The organism is Campylobacter concisus, assembly GCA_002092835.1.
Lineage (GTDB): Bacteria > Campylobacterota > Campylobacteria > Campylobacterales > Campylobacteraceae > Campylobacter_A > Campylobacter_A concisus_K.
In genome coordinates this window covers 186367-201407 of record LVWL01000018.1, presented here as the reverse complement: position 1 = coordinate 201407, position 15041 = coordinate 186367, and the positions used below count along the sequence as shown (strand labels likewise).

The following is a 15041-nucleotide window of genomic DNA, read 5'->3' as shown; positions in this document are numbered from 1 at the left end:
TTTACCACTCCAAATATGTTTTTGCTTTTTTTATCTCACTGATGTTGATCTCAAAAATTCCCTCTTCGTTTTCTACTGCGACGCTCTCTTCGTCAGCTTTTACAAGCCTTCCTGCAAATTTCTCAGCCTCGGTTTGAACTTTAACTAGCTCACCAACGCTCGCTTTAAAATGCAAAGGCTTGCTAAGCTTTCTCTCAAGACCAGGCGAGCTAACTTCGAGGTTATAATCCCCGCTAACTGGCGGTGTCACGTCAAAGATAGGCGAGAGCAGACGGCTCACTTTTTCGCAGTCATCAAGGCTCACGCCGCCATCTTTTGTGATGTAAACTCTAAAAATAGCTCTGCCATTTTCATTTGCGATCTCGCTGTCATAAAGCTCTACGCCGCACTCGCGTACTAGTTTGTCTAAATTATCCATTTTTGTTTAAATCCTTTGAAATTTTATCAAACAACTTATCCATATGGTTTTGATACTCTAATCTATCGTCAAATTTAAAGTGAAAATTTGGACATCTATACCAGCCCTCAGCCGCCATGCAGTGGTTTTGCAAATGTCTGCAAACGCGCTTTAAATGCCCCAAAATATACTCTTGCTCGCGCTCGTCAAACATCATCTTATCAAGATAGACAAAGGCGTCATATCTGCCCTTTTTGCACTCGACGTCAGTGACGCAAAGCCCCTTTAAAATGCTATCTTCAAGAGTGGCTAGAGCCTCTGGTATGAGCTCTTTTAGTACGCTCTCTGTTCTCATACGCTTTATTTCGTTAGCGTTCATAGAGTAGCTTTCTCCTTGATTTCCTTAAAGCTTTCGATGTAGTCATTTTCTCTGATATCGTTGAAATTTTCGATACCAACACCACACTCGTAGCCTTTGGCAACCTCTTTAACGTCATCTTTAAAGCGTTTTAGTGAGCTTACCGAGCCCTCATAAACGACCACACCTTCTCTAATAAGACGAATTTTTGCCCCTCTGTTTATCGTACCCTCAGTGACTATACATCCAGCGATTGCACCTACTTTTGGCACATGGATCACTTGGCGAACCTGAGCTTGACCAAGCTGCTCTTCTCTGATGATAGGTGACATTAGTCCGCCTAAAATCGCCTTCACATCGTCGATTAGGTTATAAATAACATTATAAGTTTTTATTTCAACACCGCTCTCTTTTGCCTTTTCTTTGATCTCGCCAGTTGGTCTGATGTTAAAGCCAAGGATGATGCAGTCATTACTTGCACCTGCGAGCGCAACGTCACTTTGCGTGATACCGCCAACGCCTGAGTGGATCACATTTACTCTGATCTCGTCATTTGCTAGTTTTTCTAGGCTCGCTTTTAGCGCCTCGAGTGATCCGCCAACGTCAGCTTTGATGATGACTGGAAGTGTCTTTAGCTCGCCCTCAGCGATCTTAGCGCTAAGCTCATCGATACTAACTTTTGTGCTCTTGCTAAGCTCTTTTTGACGGATATATTCAGCCTTTTTCTGTGCGTATTCGCGAGCCTCTTTATCAGTTTTTACGCCTATTAATGTCTCGCCAGCCTCTGCTATCTCGCTAAGGCCTACTATCACGCCACATTCGCCTGGTTTTATCTCTTTTAATGGCCTGCCCTGATCATCAAGCAAGCTTCTTATCTTACCGTATGCAACGCCAGCTACGACAGTGTCTCCGACATAAAGCGTGCCGTTTTCAACGATGATGGTAGCTACTGGACCACGGCCCTTTTGAAGTGAGCTCTCGATAACAGTTGCTTTTGCGTTTGCCTTTGGATTTGCCTTTAGCTCCAAAAGATCAGCTTGCAAAAGCACGATCTCAAGTAGATCATCTATGCCCATACCTGTTTTTGCAGAGATTGGCACAAATTCATACTTACCGCCCCACTCTGTTGGCATGATGTCAAGCTCAGCAAGACCAGTTTTTACTAGATCAGGATTTGCCGTCTCTTTATCCATTTTATTTATCGCGATGATTATTGGCACGCCAGCAGCTTTTGCGTGGCTAACTGCCTCTTTTGTCTGTGGTTTTACGCCGTCATCTGCTGCAACAACAATAATAACTATGTCAGTTACGCCAGCACCCCTTGCACGCATAGCCGTAAATGCCTCGTGGCCTGGAGTGTCGATAAATGTGATGTTTTTGCCGTTTTTATTTACCATATAAGCACCAACGTGCTGCGTGATACCACCAGCTTCGCCTGCTGCTACGCGAGACTTTCTTATGTAGTCAAGTAGCGAGGTTTTGCCGTGGTCTACGTGACCCATGATGGTTATGACTGGTGCTCTTGGCTGGAGATTTTCATCGTCTTTTATCTCCTCTTCATAAGCTGCAACGTAGTCAAATTCTTTTTGATCATCGATGATATTAACCTCTACATTAAATTCATCGGCTAAAATTTCTATCGCATCTTCATCCAAAAAGTCATTTTTTGTTGTCATCATACCAAGCATAAAAAGCTTACCAATGATCTCACTTGGCTGCTTGTTTAGCTTTTCAGCAAATTCATAAACACGAATTTCTTTTGGAATATTTATAGACGTCACAGCTTCATTGTTTTGTTTATTTTCAGGCTTTTTGTGTTTTTTTCTAGCTCTTCTTTGAATGCCACCTTCGCCAAATGAATTTATCGTATTGTTGACTGTAGTTCTCATAACATTTGGCTGTTTTGTCTTTTGTACAGGTGCTGGTGTTGGGGTTTTAAAACTAAAATCAGGAAGAACGACTACATCTTCATCTTCTAGTACGATGTCACCAAAATCACTTCCACCAAGCAGGTCCATCTTCTGGGCGCTATCCTTTTTACTTGCAACAACTACTTTTTTATCTTTTTTCTTTTTCTTAGCTAAATTTTCATCGTTTGCTGAAAACATACTTTTAAAATCGCTTATATTAGCTATGCTTGGCTCAGGCTTTTTCTCTTCTTTTGTAGCAATTGGCGCTTCATAGTCTTTTTTCTTTTTTACTATCACAAGGCCACGTCTTTTTTGAGTCACATCGGCCAAGCTCTCTTTTGGCCTTGGAGCTTCGACTTGTTTTTGCTCTACTTTTATTTCTTCTTTTTAGGCTCAATTTTTTGTTTTTCTTCTAAAATTTGTGCCTCTTTCTTAGGCTCAGCTTTTACCGACTTTGACTCAGTTTTAGTAGTAGCTTTTTTAGGTTCACTTTTTTGTTTTTCTTCTTTTTTTACTGACTCTTTTTCTACTTCTTTTTTAGGCTCTTTTTTTGGTTTAGGTTCACTCTTTTTCTTTTTAAATTTATCTGGTATCACGCCAGTTTGAACATATTCATATATAGCTTCGGCCTCTTCAAGGCTAACTGCATTTGAGTGAGTTTTGACTTTTAATCCTAGCTCTTGAGCTTTTTCTACTATCTCTTTACTTGGATAGCCAAGCTCGTTTGCGATCTCTGAAATCCTAACATTGCTCATTTAAGAGTATCTCCTTTAACTTCGGTGCATCACAAATAAGAGCACCTTTAGTTTGTTTATCAATTATTTTTTTTAAAATTTTTATATCTTTTTGTATACATTTGTCACACAGATAAAAGCTACGACCATTTCCTTTGCCATGTTCTAAATTTTTACCTACCAAGCGGTATCTTTTTAACAAGCTCTGAGAAATTTTAATTTTACAAGCGACGCATGTCCTTACAGGATTATTTTTGTTCATTATATCTTTTTAAACTTGTTTTTAGCTTTGCGTAATTTCGTATCCATCGTTATCAAATGAAAAAACCTCAACCCTAAAATCACCAAATTTACTCTTTAAAATATCTCGTAAATTTTTAGCATCATCTTTGTAAGCGATATTTAAAAAGCTTGAACCTGAGCCTGAAAGCGTGCTCATTAAAGCACCATTTTCATAAGCTACTTTTCTAACTTCAAAAAGTTCTTCTAAAGCGTGCATTCTACGCTCTTCATGCATCAAATCTTTGCTTGCTATTTTTAAGAGATCATACTTTTTTTCATAAAAACAAGACGTTAAAAAAGCGGCATGAGATAAGTTATTTACACACTCTTTCATCGTATAGTTCTTTGGTAAAATTTGTCTTGACGAGGATGTACTCATCGGTTTATTTGGGATAACAACTATTGCTTTTATCTCATCGCTTAAACTTATTTTATTTGCGTAAACATTACCATTTTTTACGATCGCGCTGATAAATCCACCGTGAACTGCTGGCGAGATATTATCAGGATGGGTTTCATAGATGATAGCTTTATTTAAAACTGTCTCTTTGCTTGCCTTAAAGCCAGCCATTTCGTACGCTGAAGCAATGGCCCCAACGATAACAGCGGAGCTACTGCCAAGCCCCCTTGAAAATGGGATATTATTTTCAAAAACGACTCTAAAATTTTCATTTTTACCAGTTAGCTCAAAAAAAATTTCATTAAAAATACTTAAGAATATATTGTTTCTCTTTAAATTTACACTTCCACTGCCTTCGCCGTTTATCGACACTGAGCTAAATTTTGCTGGCTCGATTTTCACACTATTAAAAAGCTTCAAACTAAGCCCCAAAGCATCAAAACCAGGACCCAAATTTGCACTTGTTGCAGGCACTAAGATGTTCAAAATTTCTCCTAAACTGCTTGGATGATATAATCTGGAAGTGTATCTGAATTTAGTTTTAATTCATCTAAATTTAAAGGCAACCTAAATCCTACTGGCTCCACTTTTTCAAGTGAAATTTTGCCATCTTTTAAAACAAAACTTAAATTTTTATTTGCTCTTATAGCTTGGTGACCATTTAAACTAAAGCCACTAACGGCGTAAAATTTGCAGCTTTAGCCAAAGAAAATGTTTTTAATATTACATAGGCCACCTTTAGCCCCATAAAACTGCCTGGCGTATTTGCATAGATAATTTTTGTGATATTAAATTTAGAGGATAAATTTTCTAAGATCTTTATCAAAGCTTCACTGGCATGTTCATCAGTCGTAATTTCATCAAATTTTACGCCGTCTTTATAAACTCCAACCAAGAGCGGAGTCGATAAAGAGACAACTAAAATTTCAATATTTTCTATGCAAATACCTTTTGATACTCTTTTAGAAGTTCGCCATTTAGAGTTGCGATCTCGTAGTTTTTCTCATCGGACATCAAAGCAAGAGTTAATTTGTGATTTAGGTCATGGCTTCCAGCAAATGCTGTATAATCGCCCAATAAAGGCGCTCCAAGCAAGCTTAAATCACCAATCGCATCTAAAATTTTGTGCCTTACAAACTCATTTTCAAATCTCAAACCTTCTGGATTTAGGATATGCGTATCATCAATTGCCACGGCATTATCAAGCGATGCACCAAGAGCTAAATTTTGAGCTTGTAAACGCTGTAAATCTTTCAAAAATCCAAAAGTTCTAGCACGAGCTATATTTTTTATAAAAGAGCTTTTACTAAAATCAAAAACATATCTTTGTTCACCAATAACTGGATGATCAAATTTTATCGTATAGTCAAATTTTGGACTTCTTGAAGGTGAAGTTTGTACAAATTTAGAACCTTCAACAACCTCAACTTCACGGCGGACAAGAATTACTTTTTTACCGGCATCAAGATATCTTATGCCAGCCTCATCAAGTAGCATGCAAAAGCTTATTGCACTACCATCCATGACGGGAATTTCATTTGCATCAACAGAGATTCTAATATTATCAATACCATAACCATTTATGGCTGACATTAGATGCTCAATCGTACTAATAAAGCCTTTCTCGTTGCCAACAACGGTTGCCATCTGCGTATTTATCACATTTTTAGGTTCAGCTTTAAAACTAATACCAAGATCTTCTCGGTGCAAAATAATACCAGAATTTGCATCAAGAGGTTCTAGTATAAGTCTTATCGGCTCACCTTTATGAAGCCCTATACCAACGGTCTCAACGCGTCTTGCGATAGTAGTTTGTTTCAAGAATTTTCCTTATATTTTTAATCCGCTTATGATAGCACTAAAAAATCAATTTTGCAAATTTTTTAGTTCTTGTCTATCATCGATTTTGCAGCATCTAAAACACTTGTGATATTGTCCTTTATCCACTTTTTATCCATCCATTGTTGTGGTCTCACCTCTTCGCCTTGGACTAAAATTCCAAAGTGAAGGTGATCTCCAAGTGCAAGACCACTAGTTCCAGTAGTGCCTATCTGATCGCCAGCTGCCACCATATCGCCCTCTTTTACTCTAGTGCTTGAGCAGTGTCCATAAAGCGAATAAAGCCCAAATCCATGATCAATCACAATATTTAATCCATAAATTCCATTTTCAGATGCAAGCACGACACGGCCGGCATTACTAGCTATTATAGGAGCCGCTGCCACACTTGCAAAGTCTATTCCCATATGCCATGATTCGCTTACTTGCTCGTTATTATATGTATAGTACCTATGATCGGCGAAGTCAGCCACTTTTTTACCATTTCTTAGTGGATAAAATGGTGTCACACTAAAGCCAGTTAACATCTCATCGCCAGGATTTGTAGTAAGTGCTGTTATTTTTTCTTCGTTTGAATTTCTAAGCGTTTCATTGACAAATCTCATCTTTTCAAGTCTTGAAAGTGCGCTTGGATCTTTTGCATATTGATCAGTTAGATCAACTATCTTACCATCTAAAAATCTATCATTTAATGCAATAGTTGAAGTTTTATACTTTACATTTTCATAAAAATATCTCACGTGAGATTTGCTCTCGTTGCCTGCAAAGTCTCTTGCAATGACCTCAGCACTAAAATTTTCAACCTGAACTGGCCAAGCAACGAGTGCTGCATAAAAGCCCTCTTTATAAAACGGCACTGCCTTAAATTTTTTACCAAAATTTGTCTGGACATAGACCTCTTTTAGCTGATTGTCAGTCGCTCTAAAGACAACAACTGCACTACCACCTTTTGAGATAGAATAAGATTGCGAAAGTACGTAAAGATCAGGCTTTGAAGTATCAAGCACTACTTCAACCTTTTTGCTAGCTTTGTTGCCAGTAAAAAAGCTCCATTTACTAGTATCTACAGCTTCAATATTCATCTCATAGGTATCTTTTTGAGCAAAAAAGCCAGTCTTTGGAAAGGTTAAATTTACATCAAGCTCGGTACTTGGATTTTGTATGATTTGATTTAATAAATTTAGATCATTTTTTCCATCATTCATACTAATTCGTACAAATTTTATACCACTATCGTCTTTAAATTTGATATTCATTGGGGTTCTAAGATTCCAATAAACCTTATCAGCAACACCAATTATTGGCTCATTTCGCTCAAAATCTTTTGACATCAAAGCATACCCAAAACCACCGGCTAAAATTAAAATTAGCAAAAGCACAACAATACCAAAACCGCCTATCCCACGTCTATACATATATTTTTACCTTAAATTCAATTTGCAAAATTTTACACGTAAATCAATAAATTTTTAGTTAATTACAAAATTTCTCTTACGGCTCTAGCGTCGCTCATCCAAGCAAAAAGTTCATCCCAGCGTTCATCTTTTATGAGATCTTTGCACAAATTTAGCTCTTTTTCAAACATACTTATAGCTTCAACAACATTATTTTTATTTTGCTTAAAGATATCGCTCCACATAAAAGGCGAACTCTTTGCGACACGTATCATACCCTTAAATGTAGGTCCGCCAAGTGCTACGATGTGCCTTTTATCCTCTTCTTTTAAAATTCCACTAGCAAGCGAAAATGCAATTGCATGAGGCAAATGTGAAATAAGACCTACGTGATGATCATGCTCTTTTGCGCTCATGAAAATGATCTTCATACCAAGGCAAGAAAACAACTCAACGCTTCTTTTTACATGTTTTTCTGCGCTTTCTGCAAAGTCACAAACAATAACAGTTGCCCCTGTGTAAAGTGATTTGAAAGCAGCCTCTGGACCAGAATACTCGGTACCTGCCATTGGGTGAGCTGGAATGAAATTTTTACGAATTTTTTCTGGTACTGCCTCGATGATCTTTTGTTTGGTTGAGCCAAAATCAATAATAGTTGTATCTTCGCTGATATCGGTTAAATTTTGCACTATTGATACGATAGCTTCAACTGGCACAGCCAAAAAGATGATGTCACACTTCTTTTTCATCTCGTCAATGCTTAAAATTTCATGCACCAAGCCAAGTTCTAAGGCCTTTTTGCTATGATTTTCGTCTTTATCGTATCCACTAACACAAGAGATTAATTTTTCATCTTTTAATGCTAGCCCAAGCGAGCCACCCATAAGACCAAGTCCGATGATACCTATTTTCATAAAAAACCTTCAAGATTATAAAATTTAAATTATTTAAAAATAAAATATGATATTATACGCATTTATACTAAAACTCTAGGTTAAATTTAATGAAAAAGAAATTATTTTTACTAGCATTAGCTTCAGTGGCCTAAGCGCACAAACAATCCAGTCAATAAATTTTAAAGGACTAATCCACCTTTCACCTGAAGTAGCAAGCCAGATAATGGGGCTAAAAGTCGGTCAAGACCTAACTCCAAAAGCTAGCGATAAGGCAATTACAAATTTATACAAACAAAACTATTTCGACGATATCTACATAGAAGATACAGGCAATGGTAATCTTTTAGTAGTTGTAAAAGAGAAGCCAAGTGTCGCTAGAGTCGATCTAAAAGGCGTTGTAACAAACGACAAAACTGCGATAGAATCGCTGATTAATATCAAACCGGGCAATATGTATGATGAGCTCACAATAGAAAAAACAAAAGAGAGAATTCGCCAGTATTATGAGTCAAAGGGTTATTTTGATACCGTTGTTGATGTAGAAAAACAACCAGTTGCAGACAACGACAGCTCACTTTTTATAACACTCAACATAAACCGTGGCGAAAATATGATAATCAAAAATGTAAATTTAGTCGGAGCGAAAGAATTTGACTATGATGATATCGAGCCAGTGGTTGCAAATAAAAGTAGAGAATTTATGGGCTGGTTCTGGGGTAGAAACGATGGAAAAGTTAAACTTTTTGAGCTTGAAAATGATCCAGCAAGAATACAAGACAAATATTTCCAAAAAGGCTATTTAGACGCGACTGTTTCGTCACCTTATTTAAATTCATCGTTTGATAATTACACGGCTGATCTTACTTATTATGTTCATGAAGGTGAGCCTTATAAGGTTTCAAATGTAAGTATTACAGCACCTGAAGAGCTAGAGCTTGACACTAAAAAGATCATAGATGACTTTAGGCTTGAGGCTGGTGATACGATGAACTCAGCAAGACTTCGCCAAGATATGAAAAAGCTCGATGATATGGTTGCTGACAAAGGTTATGCGTTTGTAAAAGTCTATCCAAAGACTGATAAATTTGATGAAAATAAAACTGTCGATATTGATTATGAAGTCGATCCTGGCGAGAAAGTATATATAAGGAATGTTCAAATTTCAGGAAACGATAGGACCGTTGACCGCGTTGTAAGACGTGAACTTTATCTAACTGAAGGAAATTTATATAGTAGAACCGACCTTCAAGACTCAAAAGATGCGCTAAAAAGAACAAGCTACTTTGATGACGTTGAGATAGAAGAAGATCCGGTTGATAAAAATACAGTTGATCTAAAAGTAAAAGTAAAAGAGGCTTCAACTGGCTCGATAAGCGGTGGTATCGGATACGGTAGTAGTGACGGACTACTACTAAACGCGGCACTTTCTGACACAAATATCTTTGGCTCTGGTCTTCAAGGACAAGTAAGCGTAGATAAGAGCGACAGAGAGCTTTCAGGCCAGATAAGTCTTACAAACCCAAGAATTTTTGACTCAGAGTATAGCCTTGGTGGAACACTTTACGCAAATGACTATGACTGGAGAACATATAAAGAGAGAAGTTATGGCTTTAGCACAACACTAGGTAGAAAACTAACTAGAAATTTAAGCGCATCGCTTACTTACAACATTGAGCAAAGCAAAATTACTTTAAAAGATGATGAACTAAGAGATATCAACACAAAAACCAAAAAAGAAATTTATAGAGAAGGTAAAGCTATAAAAAGCGCTATAACTCCGGCTTTAACATATAATAGTACTGATGATTATTACTTACCAAGACGTGGCATCATAGCTAGCACATCATTTGAGATAGCTGGGCTTGGTGGCGATATAGACTTTATCAAAAATCGCACAAATTTTAACTACTATCTAGGTCTTAGAGAGTACATCGACTACGATCTTATCTTAAGATATAAAGCAAGCTTTGGTAAAATTTGGGAAAGAGGTTATACTCCGATCAACGAAAGACTTTATCTTGGTGGCATAAGAAGCTTGCGTGGCTACGAAAGCAGAACCGTATCTCCAAAGGTAAAATATAATGGCGACTACTACGAATACGGCGGCGAAACTTCATTTAATAATTCAGCTGAAATAAGCTTCCCTATAATAGATCGTGTCAAAATGCGTGGTGTTGTATTTTATGACTACGGCATGATTGGCGAAAATAGCTAAATGAGATAAAAAGATCATCAGTTGGTACAGGTATCGAGTGGATAACACCTATCGGACCACTTCAACTAATCTTTGCAAAAGCTCTTAAACCTAAAGAGGGCGATGATACAAATACATTTGAGTTTACTATCGGAAGACGCTTCTAATAAGATACTTTGAAGGGGCTAACTTACCCCTTCAAACCTCTACAAATAAACAAACTTTAAGTCATATAAGAAAAAGCAAGGCAAACATTAGATATAATCCCACAATTTTTAATATAAGTGGGTAAAAAGATGAATTTCTCAGACATTTTTTCAAAGATAAGAAAAGCTCAACCTCGTCCAGAAGAGGCACCTACGCACTGGGTAAAATGCGATAATTGTCACTCACTGATGTACTACAAAGAAGTTGAAGCTTGTTTTAATGTATGCCCAAAATGCGGCTATCATATGAGATTAAAAGCTACTGATCGTATAAATTTGATCTGCGATGAAGATAGCTTTGTAGAATTTGACGCAAATTTAAAACCGGTAGATCCATTAAATTTTGTTGATAAAAAATCATACAAAAAAAGAATCACAGAAAATAAAGAAAAAACAGGACGCACAAGCTCAGTGATATGTGGCGAAGGTAAATGCGACGGACAAGAGATTCAGCTGGTTGTTTTTGACTTTGGCTTCATGGGCGGCTCATTAGCTTCAGTTGAGGGCGAAAAGATCGTAAGAGCGATAAAACGTGCGATCGAAAAACGCCAAGCTTTAGTCATAGTGAGTGCTTCAGGCGGAGCTAGAATGCAAGAGAGTACATTCTCTTTGATGCAGATGTCAAAGACTTCAGCTGCCTTAAAACTACTTGATGAAGCGAAACTACCTTACATCTCAATACTTACTGATCCGACAATGGGTGGCGTTAGTGCCTCTTTTGCTTGGCTTGGAGATCTAATAATCGCTGAACCTGGCGCTTTAATAGGCTTTGCTGGTCAAAGAGTTATCAAACAAACCATTGGTGCTGACCTTCCAGAGGGATTTCAAAGAGCTGAGTTTTTATTAGAGCATGGCTTAATCGATGCTATTGTGCCAAGAAGCGAACATAAAAAATATATAAGCGATATGGTTAAATTTCTCACAAATAATAAGACAATACCTCAAAAAGATAAACAAGACGAGAGTGAAAACAACTTTGAACTAAAGCTAAAAACCAAAGGCTAAATTTGGAAATTTCAGTTTTTAGCATTCAAAAATCATCACGTGATAACTTTGAAAACGAGATACAAGAATATATAAAAATGAGTGCAAAATTTGCCAAGATAAACGATAAAGTCTTTTTCAATGAAAAAATAGCAAAAGCTCAAAGTACTGGAAAAAGCGAAGCATTAAGAGCCTATGATGAAATTTATGAGCCAAATTTAAAAGGCTTTTGCGTAATGCTTGATGAAAATGGCTTGCAACTTGATAGCCAAGAATTTGCACAAATTTTAAACTCAAATTCACAAATTAACTTTTTCATAGGTGGAGCTTATGGCCTTAGCCAAAATTTAAAGAATAAAGCACAAAAAATCGTAAGTTTGAGCAAGATGACGATGGCACATAAGGTTGCCAAGCTTGTACTTTTTGAGCAAATTTTTAGAGCACTTTGCATAAATGCAAACCACCCATATCACAAATAAAGGAATATAAATGACACAAACTGAGCTAAATTTTTTTAAAAAATTACTTGAAGAAAGAAAATTACAGATCAAAAAAAATATCTATGATTCATCTGTTGAAGTAAATGGCTTAAGAGATAGTGGTGTAAGCGATGAGTTTGATATAGCCTCAGTAAATACAGACCAGTTAATAGAGCATTCCATCTCGACGCAACAAAGAGCAGAGCTATCAGAGATAGATGAAGCGCTAGAGAAGATAGCAAATAAAACTTATGGAATTTGTGATATGTGTGAGGAGGAGATCAGTATACCGCGACTAAAGGTAAAACCACATGCAAAATACTGCATAACTTGCCGTGAAATAATCGAAAAAACAGCAAAAAACTAAGGAGAAAACATGAAAACTAGAAAATTTCTCGTCTATTGCATAATCTACATAGTAGTTGTTGCAGGACTTACTTATTCTCTTAATAGTTCTGATTACACATTTGAGCTTTTAGGCCAAACTATAACTTTGCCAATTGCTATTTGGGTCGCTCTTCCAGTAGCTGTTTTAGCACTTCTTGCCCTACTTCATATCGCTTATCATGGATATGCTTTTTATAGATATAAAAAATGGATCAAAAAAGATAGCCAACTTTATAAAGACTTAGCCAAAGAGACGCTTCTTGGCTTTGAGAGCAACAAAGACTTTAAAACCGACACTTACAAGATCGCCTCACAGCTCACTCGCTCTATCTCACCAGTAGGCGAGCTTAAAGATGTTGGCGTTGATGACGGCGAGATAAACAACATCTTACAAACCATAAAAAGCATAAAAAACAAAGAGATCGTCGATCTAAAGAAATTTAGACTAGCAAAAGATAGCAAGCTAAACATCCTAAACGAGCTAAACAAGATCGAGCAGCTGCCTACTTACTATCTTGACGTGCTTAAAAACCAAGAGCAAAACGAGAGCCTTAAAAAGGCAGCCTTTAACAAACTCATAAAAACAGCTTCATTTAGTGAGATCAAAAAAATTGATCCAGAGCTAGCAAGCGAAGATATAATGACCATTATCACGCGTTTTGTAAATGATGAGATCGATCTAAGCAGCGATGAAATTTTTGGTCTTCTAAACAATGCAAAAGTGACAAAAGCACAATACGACAAAGTAGCCATAATGCTTAAAAACAAGCTAAAACCAGATGCGTTTATCGGTATCTTTGAAAAGCTAAAAAGCATCCATGCTGACGCTGATGAAGCCTACGTATATGCGTTATTTGAGCTTCAGATGCTTGATAAAGTAAGAGAGGCCATCGAGGGTAGCGACCCTGATGAGTTTAAAGAGATAAAGGTTTTACTATTTTTACGAGACAATGGCAAAATGGTGCCTAGCTCGCTTTTTTTTAAATGATAGACTTTAGTAAAAAGCCACTTTTCTTAGCGCCACTTGCTGGCTTTTCTGACCTGCCACTAAGGAGCGTCGTCAAGAAATTTGGCTGCGACGTCACTGTTAGCGAGATGATCAGTGCAAATGCCCTGGTTTATGAGAGCAGCGACAAAACTCTTGAAATGCTTAAAAAATCCCCAAATGAAGAGCCCTACGTCGTCCAGATAGCTGGCAGTGATATAGAAAATATAAAAAAAGCCGTGCAGATAATCAATAAAATTGATGGGATTTACGGGCTTGATCTAAACTGCGGCTGCCCTGTGCCAAAGGTCGTTAGACAAGGCGCGGGATCGGCTTTACTAAACGATCTTGACAAACTTCAAAACATCATCTCAGCCATAAAAAGCGTCTCAAACAAGAAGAGCCTAAGCGTTAAATTTAGACTTGGCTTTAACGACAAAAATGAAGAGAAAATCGCAAAAGCCTGCGAAGAAGCCGGCGCAGACTATATCGCAGTGCATGGGCGCACCAGAGCTGGCGGATACAGCGCAAAGGTTGATTACGAAGCGATCGCTAGAGTAAAGGCAAGCGTGAAAATCCCAGTCGTTGCAAATGGCGATATAAACGCACAAAATGCAGATAAAATTTTAAATTTCACAAAATGCGACGCCTAATGATCGGTAGAGCAAGTATCGGTAGCCCTTGGATATTTCACGAGATAAAGAGCAAAAGTAGCGTGGATAAGGCGCTAAAGCAAGAGATCATCCTAGCTCACTTTGACGCGATGATCGAGCACTACGGCGAGCACGGACTTTGCATATTTAGAAAGCACCTTCACCAATACAGCAAGGGCATAGACGGCGCAACAACCTTTAGAAACGATGTAAATTTTATCAAAGATGCCCGCGTGATGAGAGAGCGCATAAAGGAGTTTTTTGCCTAGATGCAAGGCTACATCCTGCGCGTGCAAAAGGTCAGAGACGAGGACCTTTTAGTCTTTGTGCTAACGCCAAATTTGCTCGTAAAGTCGTATAGATTTTTTGGCGCTCGCCACTCAAACATCATGACTGGCTACAAGATCGACTTTGAGCTCGAGCAAGAGGCGAAATTTCTACCAAAGCTTAGAAGCATACTTCATCTTGGCTTTAAATGGCTGCTAGAGCGCGACAAGCTCATCATTTGGCAGCAGTTCATGCGCCTACTTTATGATCATCTAAAAGAGGTCGAGCAGCTCGATGAAATTTACTTTAACGAGCTTGATCGCTGCGCCAAACAGATGCAGCTGCAAAATCCAAAACGCCTCATCATCGAAAGCTACGTCAAAATTTTAGAGTTTGAAGGCAGACTTCACAGCGAACTTGAGTGCTTTATCTGCGACGAGGAGATAGAGAGTGAGCTTTGCTTAACTCGTGGCTTTTTGCCCTCTCACAAGCACTGCCTTGATAGGAGCGAATTTGACGCTAGCAAGATCAAAAATTTATTTGATACAAAAAGCACGATCGAGCTAAACGACGATGAGATAAACCGCCTTTATAAAATTTTACTTGATGGGCTTTAGGCTATAGCTTGCTATTTCAAATAGCTATTTCTTAATGTTTAAAACACATGACTATTTTT

The 15041-nt window shown here is 37.7% G+C and carries 12 protein-coding genes and 4 pseudogenes; 7 read left to right on the top strand and 9 right to left on the bottom strand.

The window, feature by feature from the left end; all coding sequences use genetic code 11:
- Position 1: 1 nt before the first annotated feature.
- The 9 genes and pseudogenes from A3835_02805 to A3835_02765 all read right to left on the bottom strand — a co-directional run bounded on the left by A3835_02805 (position 2) and on the right by A3835_02765 (position 8228).
- Positions 2–418 carry a ribosome maturation factor RimP gene (locus A3835_02805; protein ORI08488.1) on the bottom strand — a complete coding sequence of 139 codons (417 nt, stop codon included), beginning with the start codon at positions 416–418 and terminating at the stop codon, positions 2–4.
- The gene (locus A3835_02800; GenBank protein ID ORI08487.1) at positions 411–776 is read right to left on the bottom strand and encodes a ribosome-binding factor A; all 366 of its coding nucleotides are present in this window, start codon (positions 774–776) and stop codon (positions 411–413) included. The genes A3835_02805 and A3835_02800 overlap by 8 nt, the downstream gene beginning before the upstream one ends.
- Positions 773–3420 (bottom strand): annotated as a pseudogene (locus A3835_02795) (translation initiation factor IF-2). Before A3835_02795 ends, A3835_02800 begins: the two are co-directional and overlap by 4 nt.
- Positions 3407–3661, bottom strand: a complete 255-nt coding sequence (locus A3835_02790) for a hypothetical protein (protein ID ORI08486.1) — start codon at positions 3659–3661, stop codon at positions 3407–3409. The pseudogene A3835_02795 and the gene A3835_02790 overlap by 14 nt, the downstream one beginning before the upstream one ends.
- A gap of 21 nt (positions 3662–3682) precedes the next feature.
- Positions 3683–4567 carry a homoserine kinase gene (locus A3835_02785; GenBank protein ID ORI08485.1) on the bottom strand — a complete coding sequence of 295 codons (885 nt, stop codon included), beginning with the start codon at positions 4565–4567 and terminating at the stop codon, positions 3683–3685.
- Between the two features lie 8 nt (positions 4568–4575).
- Positions 4576–4976, bottom strand: a pseudogene (locus A3835_02780) (glycoprotease).
- A gap of 41 nt (positions 4977–5017) precedes the next feature.
- Positions 5018–5902 (bottom strand): UDP-3-O-[3-hydroxymyristoyl] N-acetylglucosamine deacetylase, encoded by an 885-nt coding sequence (locus tag A3835_02775; GenBank protein ORI08484.1) that lies wholly within the window; start codon positions 5900–5902, stop codon positions 5018–5020.
- A gap of 62 nt (positions 5903–5964) precedes the next feature.
- Positions 5965–7335 carry a peptidase M23 gene (locus A3835_02770; GenBank protein ORI08483.1) on the bottom strand — a complete coding sequence of 457 codons (1371 nt, stop codon included), beginning with the start codon at positions 7333–7335 and terminating at the stop codon, positions 5965–5967.
- 62 nt (positions 7336–7397) lie between these two features.
- Positions 7398–8228, bottom strand: coding sequence for a prephenate dehydrogenase (locus A3835_02765; protein ID ORI08482.1), 831 nt, complete (start codon positions 8226–8228; stop codon positions 7398–7400).
- Positions 8229–8317: 89 nt separating this feature from the next.
- Between A3835_02765 and A3835_02760 the strand changes: the two are divergent.
- The 7 genes and pseudogenes from A3835_02760 (at position 8318) to A3835_02730 (ending at position 14982) form a co-directional block, all read left to right on the top strand.
- Positions 8318–10571, top strand: a pseudogene (locus A3835_02760) (outer membrane protein assembly factor BamA).
- 129 nt (positions 10572–10700) lie between these two features.
- Positions 10701–11615: an acetyl-CoA carboxylase carboxyl transferase subunit beta gene (locus A3835_02755; GenBank protein ID ORI08755.1), complete on the top strand. Its 915-nt coding sequence runs from the start codon at positions 10701–10703 to the stop codon at positions 11613–11615.
- 2 nt (positions 11616–11617) lie between these two features.
- Complete coding sequence (locus A3835_02750; protein ID ORI08481.1) at positions 11618–12073, top strand: 23S rRNA (pseudouridine(1915)-N(3))-methyltransferase RlmH; 456 nt, start codon at positions 11618–11620, stop codon at positions 12071–12073.
- A gap of 10 nt (positions 12074–12083) precedes the next feature.
- A complete protein-coding gene (locus A3835_02745; protein ID ORI08480.1) occupies positions 12084–12440 on the top strand; it encodes a molecular chaperone DnaK suppressor DksA in 357 nt (118 codons plus the stop codon).
- A gap of 9 nt (positions 12441–12449) precedes the next feature.
- Positions 12450–13448, top strand: a complete 999-nt coding sequence (locus A3835_02740) for a uroporphyrinogen III synthase HEM4 (protein ID ORI08479.1) — start codon at positions 12450–12452, stop codon at positions 13446–13448.
- Positions 13445–14367, top strand: a pseudogene (locus tag A3835_02735) (tRNA-dihydrouridine synthase). The gene A3835_02740 and the pseudogene A3835_02735 overlap by 4 nt, the downstream one beginning before the upstream one ends.
- Entirely contained in the window at positions 14368–14982 is a 615-nt protein-coding gene (locus A3835_02730) for a recombination protein RecO (GenBank protein ID ORI08478.1), read from the top strand.
- Positions 14983–15041 lie beyond the last annotated feature (59 nt).

Bases quoted from the DNA above. Each gene is read 5' to 3' on its own strand.
- A3835_02805 (ORI08488.1), bottom strand. From the start codon at position 418: ATGGATAATTTAGACAAACTAGTACGCGAGTGCGGCGTAGAGCTTTAT.
- A3835_02800 (ORI08487.1), bottom strand. From the start codon at position 776: ATGAACGCTAACGAAATAAAGCGTATGAGAACAGAGAGCGTACTAAAA.
- A3835_02790 (ORI08486.1), bottom strand. From the start codon at position 3,661: ATGAACAAAAATAATCCTGTAAGGACATGCGTCGCTTGTAAAATTAAA.
- A3835_02770 (ORI08483.1), bottom strand. From the start codon at position 7,335: ATGTATAGACGTGGGATAGGCGGTTTTGGTATTGTTGTGCTTTTGCTA.
- A3835_02765 (ORI08482.1), bottom strand. From the start codon at position 8,228: ATGAAAATAGGTATCATCGGACTTGGTCTTATGGGTGGCTCGCTTGGG.
- A3835_02755 (ORI08755.1), top strand. From the start codon at position 10,701: ATGAATTTCTCAGACATTTTTTCAAAGATAAGAAAAGCTCAACCTCGT.
- A3835_02745 (ORI08480.1), top strand. From the start codon at position 12,084: ATGACACAAACTGAGCTAAATTTTTTTAAAAAATTACTTGAAGAAAGA.
- A3835_02740 (ORI08479.1), top strand. From the start codon at position 12,450: ATGAAAACTAGAAAATTTCTCGTCTATTGCATAATCTACATAGTAGTT.
- A3835_02730 (ORI08478.1), top strand. From the start codon at position 14,368: ATGCAAGGCTACATCCTGCGCGTGCAAAAGGTCAGAGACGAGGACCTT.